This window comes from Streptomyces sp. LX-29 (genome assembly GCF_029541745.1).
GTDB lineage: Bacteria > Actinomycetota > Actinomycetes > Streptomycetales > Streptomycetaceae > Streptomyces.
The window spans coordinates 4,866,565-4,882,503 of record NZ_CP089746.1 but is presented as its reverse complement, the minus strand read 5'-3'; the positions used below and the strand labels follow the sequence as shown (position 1 = coordinate 4,882,503).

Annotated in this window: 9 protein-coding genes, 1 tRNA gene and 1 pseudogene; 4 read left to right on the top strand and 7 right to left on the bottom strand. The window is 74.9% G+C overall.

Annotation, left to right across the window (positions count from 1 at the left end):
• Positions 1 to 98: 98 nt before the first annotated feature.
• Entirely contained in the window at positions 99 to 1,004 is a 906-nt protein-coding gene (locus LRS74_RS20985) for a LysR family transcriptional regulator (RefSeq protein ID WP_277742439.1), read from the bottom strand.
• Positions 1,005 to 1,156: 152 nt separating this feature from the next.
• Between LRS74_RS20985 and LRS74_RS20980 the strand changes: the two genes are divergently transcribed.
• The 4 genes from LRS74_RS20980 to LRS74_RS20965 all read left to right on the top strand — a co-directional run bounded on the left by LRS74_RS20980 (position 1,157) and on the right by LRS74_RS20965 (position 7,001).
• A complete protein-coding gene (locus tag LRS74_RS20980; protein WP_277742438.1) occupies positions 1,157 to 2,041 on the top strand; it encodes an alpha/beta hydrolase in 885 nt (294 codons plus the stop codon).
• A gap of 100 nt (positions 2,042 to 2,141) precedes the next feature.
• Positions 2,142 to 2,213 (top strand) — tRNA-Cys (locus LRS74_RS20975).
• A 95-nt stretch (positions 2,214 to 2,308) separates the two neighbouring features.
• On the top strand, positions 2,309 to 2,830 hold the full coding sequence (locus tag LRS74_RS20970) for a GNAT family N-acetyltransferase (RefSeq protein ID WP_277742437.1): 522 nt from the start codon (positions 2,309 to 2,311) through the stop codon (positions 2,828 to 2,830).
• A 106-nt stretch (positions 2,831 to 2,936) separates the two neighbouring features.
• A complete protein-coding gene (locus LRS74_RS20965; RefSeq protein WP_277742436.1) occupies positions 2,937 to 7,001 on the top strand; it encodes an amino acid adenylation domain-containing protein in 4,065 nt (1,354 codons plus the stop codon).
• 103 nt (positions 7,002 to 7,104) lie between these two features.
• Here the strand turns inward: LRS74_RS20965 and LRS74_RS20960 are convergent, their stop codons facing one another.
• From LRS74_RS20960 to LRS74_RS20935, 6 genes and pseudogenes are all read right to left on the bottom strand, one after another.
• Positions 7,105 to 9,450: a molybdopterin cofactor-binding domain-containing protein gene (locus LRS74_RS20960; protein ID WP_277742435.1), complete on the bottom strand. Its 2,346-nt coding sequence runs from the start codon at positions 9,448 to 9,450 to the stop codon at positions 7,105 to 7,107.
• Positions 9,447 to 11,903, bottom strand: coding sequence for a 2Fe-2S iron-sulfur cluster-binding protein (locus LRS74_RS20955; protein WP_277742434.1), 2,457 nt, complete (start codon positions 11,901 to 11,903; stop codon positions 9,447 to 9,449). The genes LRS74_RS20960 and LRS74_RS20955 overlap by 4 nt, the downstream gene beginning before the upstream one ends.
• Positions 11,900 to 12,817: an FAD binding domain-containing protein gene (locus LRS74_RS20950; RefSeq protein ID WP_277742433.1), complete on the bottom strand. Its 918-nt coding sequence runs from the start codon at positions 12,815 to 12,817 to the stop codon at positions 11,900 to 11,902. Before LRS74_RS20950 ends, LRS74_RS20955 begins: the two co-directional genes overlap by 4 nt.
• Positions 12,818 to 13,092: 275 nt before the next feature.
• Positions 13,093 to 14,505 (bottom strand): annotated as a pseudogene (locus LRS74_RS20945) (beta-N-acetylhexosaminidase); the annotation flags it as partial.
• Positions 14,506 to 14,632: 127 nt separating this feature from the next.
• The gene (locus LRS74_RS33640; RefSeq protein ID WP_347178200.1) at positions 14,633 to 14,755 is read right to left on the bottom strand and encodes a DUF397 domain-containing protein; all 123 of its coding nucleotides are present in this window, start codon (positions 14,753 to 14,755) and stop codon (positions 14,633 to 14,635) included.
• Between the two features lie 53 nt (positions 14,756 to 14,808).
• Positions 14,809 to 15,657, bottom strand: a complete 849-nt coding sequence (locus tag LRS74_RS20935) for a helix-turn-helix transcriptional regulator (RefSeq protein WP_277742431.1) — start codon at positions 15,655 to 15,657, stop codon at positions 14,809 to 14,811.
• Positions 15,658 to 15,939 lie beyond the last annotated feature (282 nt).

Below are 15,939 nucleotides of genomic sequence, written 5' to 3'. Positions count from 1 at the left end.
TGCCGACTGATCCATCACGTCCAACGACGGTTTCTAAGCCAGAACCCAACGACAGCTTATGGATCGACCCCCCGGTGATCCGGTGGGCGCCCGGAGGATCAGCATCCGACCCTGCGCGCCGCGACCGTCTGGAGCTCCTCCAGCACCAGCGCGGTGGCGGGGATGCGCAGATGCTCGCGGAGGACGTACGCGGAGACCTGGCGGCGCGAGGCCGGGTCCAGGACCCGTCCGGTGACCTTGCGGTGGCACAGGAAGGACAGCACGAGCCCCGGCATCATCGCCACCCCGAGCCCCTCCGCGACCAGGCTCTGCACCACCAGGTTGTCGTCCGTGGTGAAGGCGATGTCCGGGGCGAAGCCCTGCTCGGCGCACTCGTGCAGGAAGTTGGCGCGGCAGCGCAGACAGCCGGCGATCCAGCGCTCCTCGGCCAGGTCGGCGAGCTTGACCGCGCGGCGCCGGGCGAGCGGATGCCCGGTGGGCATCAGCACCGTGAGCTCGTCCTCCAGCAGCCGGATCTCCGCCACCTCCTCCGGGACCTGCTCGTGCAGGCCGGGGTAGGTGAAGGCCAGGGTGATGTCGCATTCGCCGCGCACCAACCGCCCCAGCGACTCCGGCGGCTCGTACTCCTGCAGCTCCACCTGCACCCCGGGGTGGCTGGCGGTGATCCGGGCCAGCGCCTCGGGGATGAGGGTGGCGCTCGCGCTGGGGAAGGCGCAGACCCGCACCCGGCCGGCGCGCAGCCGGGTGATGGCCTTCATCTGCTGCTGGGCGGCGGAGAGCGAGTCCAGGATGGTGCCGGCGTGCCGGGCCAGCGCCTCCCCCGCCTCGGTCAGCCGCATCCGCCGCCCGACGCGGGTGAACAGCGGGGTGCCGACCGCGCGTTCCAGCGCCTTCATCTGCTGGGTGATCGCCGGCTGCGTATAGCCGAGGGAGCGGGCGGCCGCCGAGTAGGAGCCGGCCCGCACCACTTCGTGGAAGGTCTTGATGTGCCGGGAATCGAACACCCCTGAATGATAAGCAGAAGTTGGGGTAGGGAACCCGTCCTCCACGTGCCGCTTTGAGAACAGGAGCCACAGCCGCCCCAGGAATCCGCCCACCGGACCCCATCGGCCATCGATCAGGAATAGATCGGGCGAAGAACAGGCAAGCTGAACCAATGCCGCACTACACCTACACCTCCTACGACGGCGCCGAGCTGTCCTACACCCTTCTGCCCGCGCGCGGCGACGGCACGCCGCGGCGCGCCCGACCGCCGCTGGTGTGCCTGGCCGGCGGCCCCGGCCGGGACGCCGCCTACCTGGGCGACCTCGGTGGCATGGACACCGCCCGCGACCTGGTCATCCCCGACAGCCGGGGCACCGGCGCCTCCCCACCCGCCTCCCGCCCCGCCGCCTACGCCTTCCCGCGGCTGGCCGAGGACCTCGAAGCGCTCCGCGCCGCCCTGGGCCTGGAGCGCTTCGCCCTGCTCGCCCACGACGCGGGGGCCGCCGTCGCCCAGGCGTACGCCGCCGCCCACCCGGGTCGACTCACCCACCTGGTACTGGTCTGCCCCGGCTCCCGGCTCCAGGGCGAACTCCCCGGCGACGCCCGCGAGATCTTCGAGTCCCGGGCCGACGAGCCGTGGTGGCCCGACGCCTACATCGCCGCCCAGCAGCTGACCGAGGCCCACGACACGGGCGAGATCCGCGCCCTGCTGTTCCGCGCGGCCCCCATGGCCTACGGCCGCTGGGAGGAGCCCCAGCGCGCCCACGCCGCCGCCGAGGGCGCCCAGTTGGGCCCGGTGCCCCGCGCCGGCTTCTGGCAGGGCGTCGACGAGGCCACCCGCCGCGCCCTGCTCGTCGGACTGCGCGAGGTGACCCGTCCGGTCCTGGTCGTCACCGGCGACCGCGACGCCGTCACCGGGATGCGCGCCGGCGAACTCGTCGCCGCCTCCTTCCCGCACGCCCGCGTCCGCACGCTGCACCAGGTCGGCCACTACCCCTGGGTCGACGCACCGGAGCTGTTCCGGCCCATCGTGGAGGACTTCCTCACCCGGCCGTGACGGCGCGTGAACGCGCTGTTGCGGTCCTGTGTCGGGGCGGCCCGAGCCGTTGAACCGCCTCGGCCCCGCTCCTATCGTCGAGACCGCGACGCCACACCCCGGCCGTGTGCCCGAGTGGTTGAGGGGCCAGCCTGCAAAGCTGGTGACGCCGGTTCGATTCCGGTCACGGCCTCGCGCGAACGCCGGCCGCGGCCGCCCTCGTCGAGGAGGCGGCCGCGGCCGGCGCGTACGCGTCCCCTGTCAGACCCCCCTCGTACCGTGGGCCGCATGGCTGACCACACGGACACGTCGCGGGTGCGGATCGAGCCCTGGGCGGAGGGGGACCTGGACCTGCTGCGGGCGCTGAACGCGCCCGCGGCGATGGTGCATCTGGGCGGCCCGGAGAGCGAGGAGAAGCTCGTCGAGCGGCATGCGCGCTATCTGGCGCTGCCCGCGACCGGGACGGGCCGGATGTACCGGATCACGCTGCGGCCGGAGGGGACGGCGGTGGGCAGCCTGGGCTTCTGGGAACGGAGCTGGCGCGGGGAGACGGTGTACGAGACGGGCTGGAGCGTACTGCCGGGGCACCAGGGCCGCGGCATCGCGGCGGCGGCCGCGGCGGCGGTGATATCCGCCGCCCGCGCCGAGCGGCGCCACCGGCACCTGCACGCCTTCCCCTCGGTGGGGAACGCCGCCTCCAACGCCGTCTGTGACAAGGCGGGTTTCACCCTGCTCGGCGCGTGCGAGTTCGAGTATCCCGCCGGGCACATCATGCGCTGTCACGACTGGCGGATCGACATCTCCTCATAGCTCGCCCCCAGGGCGATTCTTTTCGGGGGCGTCGTTCGTTCTGCCATTACACCGAGCTTTTCCTCTGAGCTCCCCCGGTTCCGCCGATACCCCCTGGGGGGAAGTGTTGCAGTTCGACCCGCACCACGTCCCGGGCTCCCGACTGCCGTTGTCGACCGGTCAGAGCGAGATCTGGCTCAGCGAACAGCTGGAGCCGGAGAGCACCACGTTCCGGATCGGCGAGTACCTCGAGATCCACGGCCCGGTGGATGCGGAGATATTCGAAGAGGCGCTGCGCCAGGCCGTGGCCGAGGCCGAGCCGTTCAACGTCCGCTTCGGCTCGGAGGGCGGTGTGCCCTGGCAGGTGATGCAGCCGCACCCGGCCACCGCGTGGCGGCTGCCGGTGCTCGACATGGCCGACGCCCCCGACCCCCGGGCGGCGGCCGAGCGGTGGATGCGCGCCGATCTGGCACGGACCATGGACCTGGGGCGTGAACCGCTGTTCTCGTACGCCCTGTTCCGGCTCGGGCCACAGCGGTACGCCTGGTACCAGAGCTACCACCACATCGTGACGGACGCGGCGGGCGGCGCCCTGGTCGCCCGGCGGGTGGCCGAACTGTACTCGGCGAAGGCGGCGGGACGACCGGCCGGCCCGTCGAGGTTCACGCCGTTGGCGGTGCTGCTCGAACGGGACGCGGAGTACCGGGAGTCGGCGGACTTCGCCGCCGACCGCGCCTACTGGGCGGAGCGCTTCGCGGACTACCCGGAGCCGCCCCGCCTCGCCGGGCGGCGGGCCACCGTCTTCGCGCACCCGCTGCGCGAGACGACGCTGCTGTCCGAGGCGGAGGCGGCCCGGCTGCGCGCCGCCGCCCGGGCCTGCGGCACCCACTGGTCGGCGATGATGATGGCCATCACGGCCGGCTATCTCCACCGCATGACCGGCACCTCGGACATCGTGCTCAGCCTGCCGGTCGCGGCCCGCACCGACGCCGCGCTGCGCGCGGCCCCCGGCATGCTGGCCAACATCGTTCCGCTGCGTCTGACGGTCGCTCCCCGGTTGCGGGTCCGGGAGTTCGTGCGGCGGGTGTCCCGCGAGGTCCGAACCGCCCTGCGGCACCAGCGCTACCGCCGGATCGACCTGGCCCGCGACCTCCAACTGCCCGACGGCGGACGGGGGCTGCTCGGACCGCACGTCAACGTCATGTCCTTCGGCTACGACTTCGACTTCGCCGGGCACGACGTCACCGCCCACAACCTCTCCAACGGACTGATCGAAGACCTGTCGATCATGGCCTACGACCGGTCCGACGGGCAGGGCATGCGGATCGACCTCAACGCCAACGGCCATCTGTACGGCGCGGCCGACCTCGCCGCCCACCGTGGACGGTTCCTGCGGCTGCTGCACGCCTTCGCGGACGCCGCCGACACCGACCGCGCGATCGGCTCGGTGGAGCTCCTCGACGAGACCGAGCGGCACCGGGCGGTGCGGGCGGGGAACGCCACCGCGCGCGAGGTGACGCGCACCACGCTGCCGGAGCTGCTGGCCGCGCGGGCACGCCGCACACCGCGGCGGACCGCGCTGGTCTTCGGGGCCACCCGGCTCGACTACGCCGAGCTGGACGCGGCCGCCGAGCGGCTCGCCCGCCGGCTGGTGGCGCGCGGCGCAGGGCCCGAGCGCACCGTGGCCGTCGCGCTGCCCCGCTCCGCCGACCTCGTCGTCGCCCTGCTGGCCGTCCTCAAGTCGGGCGCCGCCTATCTCCCGCTCGACCTGGACCACCCGGCCGAGCGGCTGCGACTGACCCTGGAGGACGCGGCTCCCACCCTGGTCCTCACCCGCGCGGACACCGCGGCCGCGCTGCCGCTCGCCGGGAGCGGCGTGCCACGGCTGCTGCTGGACGTCCCCGAACCGCGGACCACCCGGGCGGCGCTCCCCCGTCCCCGCGCCGGCGCCGCCTGCGGGCCGCTCCCGGCGCCCCTTCCGGAGAACCCCGCGTACGTCATCTACACCTCGGGCTCCACCGGGCGCCCCAAGGGGGTGTCCGTGTCCCACCAGGCCATCGTCAACCGGCTGTCGTGGATGCAGGAGACCTACCGGCTGGGCCCCGAGGACCGCGTGCTGCAGAAGACGCCGGCCGGCTTCGACGTCTCCGTGTGGGAGTTCTTCTGGCCGCTGCTGACCGGCGCCACCCTGGTGGTGGCCCGGCCCGGCGGCCACCAGGACCCGGCGTACCTGGCGCGCGTGATCCGCCAGCAGCACATCACCACGCTGCACTTCGTGCCGTCGATGCTCCAGGCGTTCCTGGACGAGCCGGCGGCCGCGCGGTGCGGCGCCGGGCTGCGCCGGGTGGTGTGCAGCGGCGAGGCGCTGCCGCGCGAGACGGTGGACCGGTTCCACGCGCTGCTGCCGGGGGTGGCGCTGCACAACCTGTACGGGCCCACCGAGGCCGCGGTGGACGTCACGTACCACCCGTGCGAGCCGGGGGCCGCCGGCCCGGTGCCCATCGGCCGGCCGGTGTGGAACACCCGGGTGTACGTGCTGGACTGCGCCCTCCGACCGTGCCCGCCCGGCACCCCGGGCGAGCTCTACCTGTCCGGCGCACAGCTGGCCCGCGGCTATCTGCACCGGCCGGCGCTCACCGCCGAGCGCTTCACCGCCGACCCGTACGGGCCGCTCTTCGGCGAGCCCGGCGCCCGGATGTACCGCACCGGCGATCTGGCCCGGCTGCTGCCGGACGGCGCGGTGGAGTACCTGGGCCGCACCGACGACCAGGTCAAGCTGCGGGGCGTCCGCATCGAGCTGGGCGAGGTGGAGGCGGCGCTGCGGGCGCTGCCCGGGGTGGCGCAGGCGGCGGCCGTGGTCCGCGAGGACACCCCGGGCGACCGGCGGCTGGTCGGCTATCTGGTCCCGGGGCCCGGCGCCCCACCGGAGCCGGCCGCCGCCCGGGAGGCGCTGGACCGCACCCTGCCCGCGCCCATGGTGCCCGCCGCGCTGGTGCTGCTCGACGCGCTGCCGCTGAGCGTCAACGGCAAGCTGGACCGCCGGGCGCTGCCCGCGCCCGCCTTCGAGGCGGCCGCCTCCGGCCGCGCGCCGCGCACGCCCCGGGAGGAGCTGCTGTGCGGGCTCTTCGGCGAGGTCCTCGGCGTCCCCGGTGTCACCATCGACGACGACTTCTTCCACCTCGGCGGGCACTCCCTGCTGGCCTCCCGGCTGGTCAGCCGGATCGGCGCGGAGCTGGGCGTGGAGCTGTCGATCCGGGCGCTGCTCGACGCGCCGACGGTGGCGGAGTTGGTGGGGCGGCTGCACGAGGCGGCCGGGGGTTCGGCGTCCGATCGGGGCCACGGGCTCGACCCGCTGTTGCCGCTGCGCGCGCGGGGCGGCCGCCCACCGCTGTTCTGCGTGCACCCCGGCGGCGGGCTCGGCTGGGCGTACGCCAAGCTGCTCCGCCACCTGGGCCCGGAGCAGCCGGTCTACACGCTCCAGGCGCGGGCGCTGAGCTCACCGGAGGCGGTGCCCCCGGCGAGCGTGGCGGAGATGGCCGAGGACTATGTGGCCCAGCTGCGCGCGGTGCGCCCGGACGGCCCGTACCACCTGCTGGGCTGGTCCTTCGGCGGGCTGGTCGCGCACGCCATGGCCACCCAGCTCCAGGAGGGCGGCGCGGAGGTCGGCCTGCTGGCCGTCCTCGACGCCTACCCCGACAACTGGCGGACCTTCGACGACCTGCCGGAGCTGAGCACCCGGCAGTGGCTGGGGGTGCTGCTGGACGACATCGGGGGCCGCGACATCACCGCGCTGCGGCCGGACGGCGGCGAGCTGGACGCCGAGGCGCTGGCGGCGGAGCTGAGCCGGAAGACCGGGCTGCCCGCGCGGCTGCTGGCCGGCAGGACCAGCTTCCCGCTGCTGGACATCCTGCGCAACGACATGGAGCTGATGCGGAAGTTCACCCCGGACCGGTTCCGCGGCGACCTGCTGCTGTTCACCGCCGAGGAGCGGGTCCGCGGCTACCGGCGCGACCCGGCCCATGTGCCGGAGGCGTGGCGGGAGTACACCGACGGCGCGGTGACGGTGCATCATGTCCACGCGCAGCACTACGAGATGCTGCGCGATGAGCATCTGCGCGGCTACGCCCCGCTGCTGGCCCGGGCCTTGCGCGCGGCGCAGGCGGGGTCGCTGGAGGTCACGCCGGCCGGCTGAACGGCGAAGCACGCGGCGATGGGGGTGCGCTTCGGGTCGGGGACCCGGGCGCGCCCCTTCTGCTGTCCGGGCGCGGGCGCCCCCGCGAGGGGCGCCGGCCGGCTCAGGCGTTGACGACCGCCGACTGCGGCCTGATGGGCAGTCGGTTGACCGGCCGCCCGGTCGCCGCGCGGACGGCCGCCGCGATCGCCGCGGGCGTGGTCACCACCGGGACCGCGCTGACCGCCTTGGCGCCGAAGGGCGCGACCACGTCCCGCTCCTCGATCAGCTCGACGATGCGGACGTCGGGCACGTCGACGGCGGTCGGCAGGGCGTAGTTGGTCAGGTCCGGGTGGCGGACGACGCCGCGCGAGGTGCGCAGGTTCTCGGTGAGGGCGGCGCCGATGCCCTGGGCCACCCCGGCCTCGATCCGGGCCGTCAGCTGGCGCGGGTTGAGCACCCGGCCCACGTCCTGGGCCAGCGCGACGTCCACCACCCGGACCAGGCCGAGCTCGATGTCGACGTCCACGACCGCGCGGATCGCGCAGAAGGCGAGCCCGACGAAGGCGTCGCCCTGGCCCGACTCGTCCAGCGGCTCGGTGGGGTGCGGCCGGCACTGCGCCGTCGCCCACAGCTCCTTGCCCTCCAGCGCCTCGTCGACGGTGGTGCTGAGCACCCCGTCATACGAGGTGATCTTGCCGTCGGCGATGGTGAGCAGCTCGGTCGACATGCCGAACTGGTGTGCCAGCGGCTGGAGCAGCTGGGTGCGGACCATCTTGGCGGCCCGCTCGACGGCGCCGCCCGACACCCAGGTGTGGCGGCCCCGCGCGGCCGGCCCGGCCGGCGGCTGGTCGGTGTCGACGGAGGCGACGTGCACCTCCTCGATGCCCAGCACCTCCTGGACGATCTGCCGGGCCAGGGTGGTGAAGCCCTGCCCGGTCTCCACGGCCGCGCAGATGACGGTCGCCACCGAGCCGGTCACCTTGACGGTGGCGGTGGAGACCTCGTCGGTGCCCTCGGCGCCGAGCATGTGCACCATGCCCAGTGCGTAGCCGACGCCGCGCCGTACCGCGTCCGGGTCGCCCGCGCCGTCCGGGCCTCCGGGCAGCAGCCACTCCCCCTCCCGGACGTCCGGATCGTCCTTGGGGAGCGGGGGCAGCGGCTCGTCCCGCACCGCGGTCAGCAGCTCGGCGACCGGGGCCGGGCAGGTGACGGCCTGGCCGGTGGGCAGCAGGTCGCCGGTGGCCATGGCGTTGCGCAGCCGCAGCTCGGCCGGGTCCATCCCCAGCTTGGCCGCGAGCTTGTCCATCTGGCCCTCGTACGCGGCGCACACCTGCATCGCGCCCTCGCCGCGCACATGGCCCGACGGCGGGTTGTTGGTGCGCACCGCCCAGCCCTCGACGAAGGCGTGCGGGACGACGTAGGGGCCGCAGGCGAAGGAGACCGCGGCGGCGAGGGCGTCCGAGGAGGAGTCGGCGTAGGCGCCCGCGTCCAGCAGGATCTGCGCCTCGACCTTCACCAGCTTGCCCTCGGAGTCCGCGTGGTGGCGGTAGCGCAGCAGGGTGGGGTGGCGGTGCGGGTGGCCGAGGAAGGACTCCTCGCGGGTCGCGGCGAGCTTGACCGGTCGGCCGGTGCGCAGCGCCAACAGCCCCAGCGCGAGCTGCATCCCGGGGTCCTCGCGCTCCCCCATGGCGCCGGGGACGCCGGTCACCACCACCTTGACCAGCTCGGGCGGCAGTGCGAAGCAGGCGGCGGCCAGATCGCGGTCGCCGTGCGGGTCGGTGGAGGCGGTGTAGATCTCCACGCCGCCGTCCGGGCGCGGCACCGCGAGGCCGGCCTCGGCGCCGATGGGCGCCGGGTCCTGGCGGCCGATGCGGTAGAGCCCCTCCACGATGACGTCGCCGGTGACCGCGGGGTCGCCGAAGCGCAGCGGGATGTGCCGGATCAGATTGCCGTCGGGGTGCAGCGGTTCGGCGGAGAACGCCTGCTCGGGGTCGGTGACCGGCTCCAGCACCTCGTACTCGACGGCGATCGCCGCGGCGGCCAGCCGGGCGGTGTCGGGGTGGTCGGCGGCGACGGCGGCGATCGGCTCGCCGTGGTGGCGCACCAGGTCGTGGGCGAAGACCGGCCGGTCGGCGACGCGGCGGCCGTGGGCGGCGTCGCCGGGCACGTCGGCGTGGGTCACCACGGCCTGCACGCCGGGCATCTCGGCGGCCTGGGTGGTGTCGATGGACAGGATGCGGGCGTGCGGGTGCGGCGAGCGCAGCACGGCGGCCCACAGCAGCCCCTCGGCCCACAGGTCGGCCGCGTACGGGAAGGTGCCGGAGACCTTCGCGGCGGAGTCGGCGGGGGCCAGCGAGATGCCGATGCCGTGCTGCTGCGGCGGCGGGGCGGGTTGGGGGCCGGCGGAGGCCGCGAGGGCGGCGGCGGTGGCGGTGGCGGCGCCGATGCCGTCTGCGATTCCGGTCATGCCGTGGTCCCTCCGGTGCCGTTGCTGCCGCCGCCGTACGGGCCGCCGGGCCCGGCGCCGTACGGATCGCCGGGCGGCGCGACCTGGTGCGGGCCGGCCTGGTGGGGCAGCCCGGCACCCTGGGTGCCTGCGGGCGGGCCGGCCTGGTGCGGGATGCGGGCGGCGTCCGCCGCGGCGCTCTCCGCCTCCGCCGCCTCGGCGGCCGCCTCTCGGCCCTCGATGACCTCGCGGACCGCGTCGAGCACACCCCGGTAGCCCGAGCAGCGGCACAGGTTGCCGCAGATCGCCTGCCGGGTCTCCAGCTCGGTGGGGGCGTGGTTGCCGGCCAGCAGGTCGTGCACGGTCATCGCGAGGCCGGGCACGCAGAACCCGCACTGCACGGCGCCGGAGGCGGCGAGCGCGGCCTGCACGTCGGACAGCCGGCCGTCGGCCGACAGCCCCTCCACGGTGCGCACCTCGCTGCCCGCGGCGGTCGCGGCGGGCACCAGACAGGAGGCCACCAGCCGCCCGTCGACCTGCACCGAGCAGGCCCCGCACTCGCCCTGCGAGCAGCCGTCCTTGGCCCCGGCCAGCCCCAGCCGCTCGCGCAGCACGTAGAGCAGCGACTCGCCGATCCAGGCGCCGGTGACGGGCCGGTCGGCGCCGTTGACGCGCAGCACGTACGAAGCGTACGGGTGCTCGTCGTGCGGCGGCTCGGGCACGGTCTCGGCGGTCTCCACGGCCTCGACCCGCTTCGCCGCGGGGGCGTCCGGGGCCTCGGCCGGGGGCTCCTCGAGCGCCGCGGGCTCCTCGGCGGGCGCGGGCGCCGCGTCGTCGCCCGCGGCGGCGGGCTCGGGGACGACGGGCTCCGCCGGGGCGGCGGTGTCGGCCGCGGCTGCGGCCGCCTGATCGGTGCCGGCGGGGTCGGCGGGTCCGGTCTCGTCCGGGGCGTGCGCGATGTCCGGTCGCGGTGCCGCGGGCGCCTGCTCGGCCGCGGGCGGCTCGGCGGGCGCGGGCACCACGACGGGCTCGACCGGCTCGACCGGCTCCGTCGCGGGGGCGGCGGGCGCGTCCACGGCGGCGGGCACCGGGGGCGCCTCGCGCACCGCGGCCGGTGCCTCCGCCGCGGCGGCCGGAGCCTCGACGGGCTGCGGGGCTTCGACGGGCTGCGGGGCCTCGACGGGCTGCGGGGCCTCGGCGACCGGGAACGGCTCGTGGGGCTGCTGCCGCGGGACGGTAGCGATGTGTCCGGCGGGCTCGGGTTCGGCGCCGGGGTGCGGGCGCGGGTCGGCGGGCTCCCCGGGGCTGCCCGGATAGCCGGCCAGGCCGCCGTGCCGCTCCCCGTACGGGTCCTCCGGCGCGAAGCCCTGGGGGGCCGGGGCAGGGCCGGGGTGCTCGGTGACCGAGTACTCCCCGGACTCGTCCACGCCCTCGTCGCCGGCGACCGGGATCGACCACTGGCCCGTCTGCGGGGAACCGCCCGCCGAGGCGTCAGCCGGCTGTTCCCGGAAGGGCATCGGGAACTGCATGGTGTCGCTCGGGTCCTGCCCCGACTGCCCCGCCTGCCCCGTCTGCCGCGCCTCCGCGCGCGCCGCGGCGGACCTCCGCGCGCGCCCGCGCGTCAGCTGGTCGCCGAGTGCGAACCCGGCGGACTCGGCGTGGCCGGTGTCGGGGTGGCCGCCGGCCGCGCCCTCGGCGACGCCCTGGAAGGACCACTGGCCGGTGTGCCCGGGCCCGGTGTCGCCGGCGCCGGCCGCGGGGCCGGGTCCGTGCTCATGACCGTGTCCGTGCTCGGGGCCGTGTCCGTGCTCGGGGCCGTGTCCGTGCGGCTGGCCGTGGGCGTGCGGGTGGCCGGAGGTGTCGCCTGGGGTGGCGGCGGGCCAGCGCACGGCGGCCGCGGCGTCGCCGACGGGGTAGTCACCGGTCTCGTCCACGCCCTCGTCGCCGGCGACAGGGACGGTCCACTGGCCGGTCTGCGGGGCCCCCCCGTCGGGGGGCGTGGGCCACTGCCCCGTCGCGCCGGGGGCGTGCCCCCCTCCGAAGGCGTACTCGGCGGTGTCGCCGGAGCTCGCGCCCGCGGGGGAGCCGCCGGGCGTGTCGGCCGCGCCCGGGGCGGGCCACGGCACGTCGGCGCCCATCTGGTCCACGGGCAGGGTCCAGTGCCCGGTCGCGCCGGGGTCGGCGGTGGTCGCGGCCGCAGGAGAGGGCGTATGCCCCCACTGGCCGCCGTGCGCGGGCTGTGCGCCGTGCGGGGCGGGTGCGCCGTGCGCGGGCGCCGAGGTCACCGGCGGGGGCGTGTACCCCGTGCCGGGCGCCGCGAGCGGGTCCCAGCCTCCGGGCAGGTCGGAGCCGTCCATGAGGCCGGGCGGCAGCTGCACGAAGGCGGTGCCTTCGGCGTCGTACTCGGGACCGCGCGGAATCGGCTGCCACCCGCCCGTGTGCTCGGGCTGCTGTGGCTGCTGTTCGTCACTCACGCGAGTGCCCTCCCCAGTGCTCGGCGGGCCAAGGCTGCCACCGTACGCCTCAGGTGGAGCGCTGCTGGCGGCAGGGTCATCGGCTCCGTGCCGTCCTGCGGCGGTGCCGGGTCGGGGATACAGGCCGCGGCGACGTAGTCGCCGAAGGCCCGGCACACCTCGGGGTCGAGCCCGCGGTCGCCGTCCCAGTCGATGAGCGAGGCCACCCACGCCTCGGCGTCCAGCGGCCGCAGCGGCATCGGCGCCACCGCGCCGACGGCGCAGCGCACATGGCGCCTGGCCGGGTCGAGGACGACGGCGACCGAGGCGGTGGCGCGGCCGGGGCCGGTGCGGCCGGTGGCCTTCAGGAAGATCTGCGGGGCGTGCAGCAGCGGGACGCGTACGAAGCCGATGAGTTCGCCCGGACGCAGCATCTGGACGCCGGCGAGCAGGTCCCCGATCGGGATCTCGCGGTGCGCGGTGCCGCCGCCGTCCGCGGTGCCGAAGACGACCAGCACGGCGCCGAGCGCGGCCAGCACGGGGAGCGAGTCGCCGGTCGGCGCGGCGGTGACGATGTTGCCGCCGAGGGTGCCCGCGTTGCGGATCTGCGGCGGTCCCGCGGCGCGCGCGGCGGCGGCCAGCGCCGGGATGAGCGCGGCGAAGTCGGGGCGGCCCATGCGCGCATGGGTGAGGCCGGCGCCGAGCAGGGCGTGCCCGTCCTGGTACTGCCAGCTGCGGATCTCGCTGATCCGGCCCAGGCCGACCAGTCCGGCGGGCCGCAGCAGACCGGAGTTGACGGCCGCCATGAGATCGGTGCCACCCGCCACGGGCACGGCGGCGGGCATGGCGGCGAGCGCTGCCACGGCCTCGTCGAGCGAGCCCGGCAACGTCACCGTGTTCACCGTGTGCGCCGCCTGCGGTGCGTGCGTGGTCAACCGCTGCCCCTTCCCCGGGTGTCCCGGCTGTTTCCGCCGTACGGTACGTGCTGACAGCCCGGACGACGCAACTTTGGCACATCTTCCGAGTCGGTCGTCGCGAGGGTCCAGGAAGCGGCGATCCGTCCCTGACCAGGGCGTTGGTCCGGTTTGACCTAACCACACCGGTGCGCACGGAATGCCACGTTTCAGGGACCCTTGTACGACTTACGACTTCGGATGAGGGACCACCGTCCCAGGGGCCGACCAGGTGGGTAAGCGCCTTCCGACCCGGCTCACACGATCGGGGGTGCCCTGTCACGTGGGCGCCCCGGCGGTCCGGGTCCGCGCCGCCACGACCGCGGTCCGCCGGGTGGCCGGTAGTCGACCCCGAGGGCGTCCAGCCGTGCGCAGTGCGCCCCCCATGCGCCTCAGGAAGCCGTCCACATCCCGAGCGGCGGGGGCGGACGGATCGGACCACACCACCCCGGCGAACGCGGCGAGCCGGGGGAAGGTCTGACAGTCCACCCGCCGCGGGGTCTCCATCACCTCGGTCCACGCGTTGGCCTGCGCCCCGAGCACCCGAGCCGCCTCCGCGGCGGCCAGCTCCGAGGGCACCGACTCGAAGCGGTAGACGCCCTCCAGCGCGCGCACGCACCCGATGGGCACCGGCTCGTCCGGCCCCTCCGCCTGCCGGTGGTCCAGGTACACGTGTGGCTCCGGGCACATGACGACATCATGGCCGGATCGCGCCGCTGCGATGCCTCCCGCGCACCCCCGCCACGAGGCCACGGCGGCCCCCGGCGACAGCCCACCGCCCTCCAGGATCTCGTCCCACCCGATCAGCCGTCGCCCGCGCTCGGCCAGCCATGCGCCGAAGTGCCGGACGAACCACCCCTGAAGCGCGTCCTCGTCGGCCAGCCCGAGCCGCTCCCGCTGCGCCCGGGCGGCCGCCGACGCCCGCCACTGCTCCTTGGGGCACTCGTCGCCCCCGATGTGGACGAAGGTGGAGGGAAAGAGCTCCAGCACCTCCTCCAGCACCCCTTCGTAGAAGCGCAAGGTCGCCTCGGTCGGCGCGAGCACGTTCGGGGAGATGCCCCAGTCGGTCCAGACGGTCAGCGCGGCCGTGTCGACGACGTCGGCGTTGCCGAGCTCCGGATACGCGGCGATCGCGGCCTGCGAGTGCCCGGGGACGTCGATCTCCGGCACCACGGTGATATGCCGCTCGGCCGCGTACGCCACGATCTCGCGCAGGTCGTCCCGCGTGTAGTAGCCCCCGTGCGGCCGCTCGTCCCACAGCGGCGAGGCCCCGGACCCCAGCCGGGACCGGGCCCGCCACGCGCCCACCTCGGCCAGCCGCGGATACCGCTCGATCTCGATCCGCCAGCCCTGGTCGTCGGTCAGATGGAAATGGAACACGTTCAGTTTGTGCGCCGCCAGCAGGTCGAGATAGCGCAGCACCCCGTCCTTGGGCATGAAGTGCCGCGCCGCGTCGAGCATGAACCCGCGCCAGCCGAACCGGGGCGCGTCCTCGACGACGACGTGCGGGACGGTCAGGGGGCGGTCGGGGTGGATCCGCGCCTTCCGGAACGCGTCCGACCCGAGGAGCTGCCGTAGGGTCTGCCGCCCCCAGAACACCCCCCCTCGCCTCCTCCGACGATCTCGACTCCGCCGGGGCTCGTGGTCAACCGATAGCCCTCCGGCCCGAGGCGCGCGGCGACACCCGGATCGACCCGGGTCCGGACGGCGTCCTCCCGGAAGGGGTACGGACCGCGGGCGGGGTCGTGGGCGAGGTGACGGGGGGGCCGGGATGAAGTCCATGCCGTTGGCCGCCGGTCAGCGCTTGACGGCGTCGATGAAGGCGGCCCAGGCGGGGGCCGGGAAGACGAGGACGGGGCCGTCGGGGTTCTTACTGTCGCGGACGGGGACGTAGCCGGTAGGCCGGTGGCCCACTTCCACGCAGTCGCCACCGCCCCCACCGCTATAGGTGGATTTACGCCACGTGACGCCTCTCAGGTGGAACCCTCGGGTGCGCATGCGCTGAAGCCCTCCATCGCCTCGCGGATCAAGGCAGTTGACGCAGCCGGGGGAAGCGCCATGGCCTGCACAAGATCGTATCGGTGCGAGTGCCGCGCCACGGCCGCCCTGTCTTCCACCAGTTCGCCGTGGTGTCCGCCTTCAAGGTAGGCCACATCGGGCATGCTTTCGAAGGACAGCAGCGTCAACGTTCCATCCATGGCCGAATGTGCCCCGGCCGAGTAGGGCAACACCTGGATCTCGACGTTCGGGGCCTGCGCACATTCGATGACGTACGCCAACTGCTCCCGCATGGCGGCGGCCCCGGCGACCGGCCGCCGGATCACCGCCTCGTCCAACACGGCCCACAGCAGTGGCGGTTCGGGGCCCGAGAGCAGGCTCTGTCGAGCGAGTCGCGCCTGGGTCTTCTCCTCGATCGCGTCCGGGGCCAGCCACGGCAGCCCGACGCGCAGCACCTCGCGGGCGTAGGTCTCCGTCTGCAACAGGCCGGGGACTGTATGCGCGGTGTACTTGTGCATGGCGCACGCCCTGGCCTCCAGCTCGATGAACCGCTGCGCCCAGTCAGGAAACGGCGTCCGCTTGACGTGCGTCCACAGCTCGATGAGGTCACCGTCCGCCCCGAGGACGGCGTCCAGCGCCACGCACACCTCCTCCGGAGGCGTCTCCTTGCCCAGTTCGAACTGGGCGATCCGGCTGTGCGCGGTGCAGACCTTCGCCCCCAACTCCCGCTGCGTCCAGCCCGTGCGCATGCGCAGCTTGCGGAGCTTCAGACCGAACAGGGCCTCCAGGGACTTCGACGGGTCAAGCTCCTTCGGCGCAGGCATCGTTGCTCCGTTTTCGCTCTCGCATTCCGAAAACCGCTCCCCCTTACGGAGGCTAGCCCCGCTCGGTAACCCTTGGGGCACATAGCGTCATTTCCCACCCACGAGAAGACCCCCGCGACCGTGGCACCGGTCCGGGGGCGTGGTCAACCTGGAAAGAGGCAGGTCGATTGGAGGAGCGGGCGCGGCAGCGGCGGCGGGAGCGGTGGGGATACTGATGGCGGACCAGCCGAAGCCCCCCGAGAAGCAGACGCAGACCGCCAAACGCGAAGCCCTCGCCAAGAA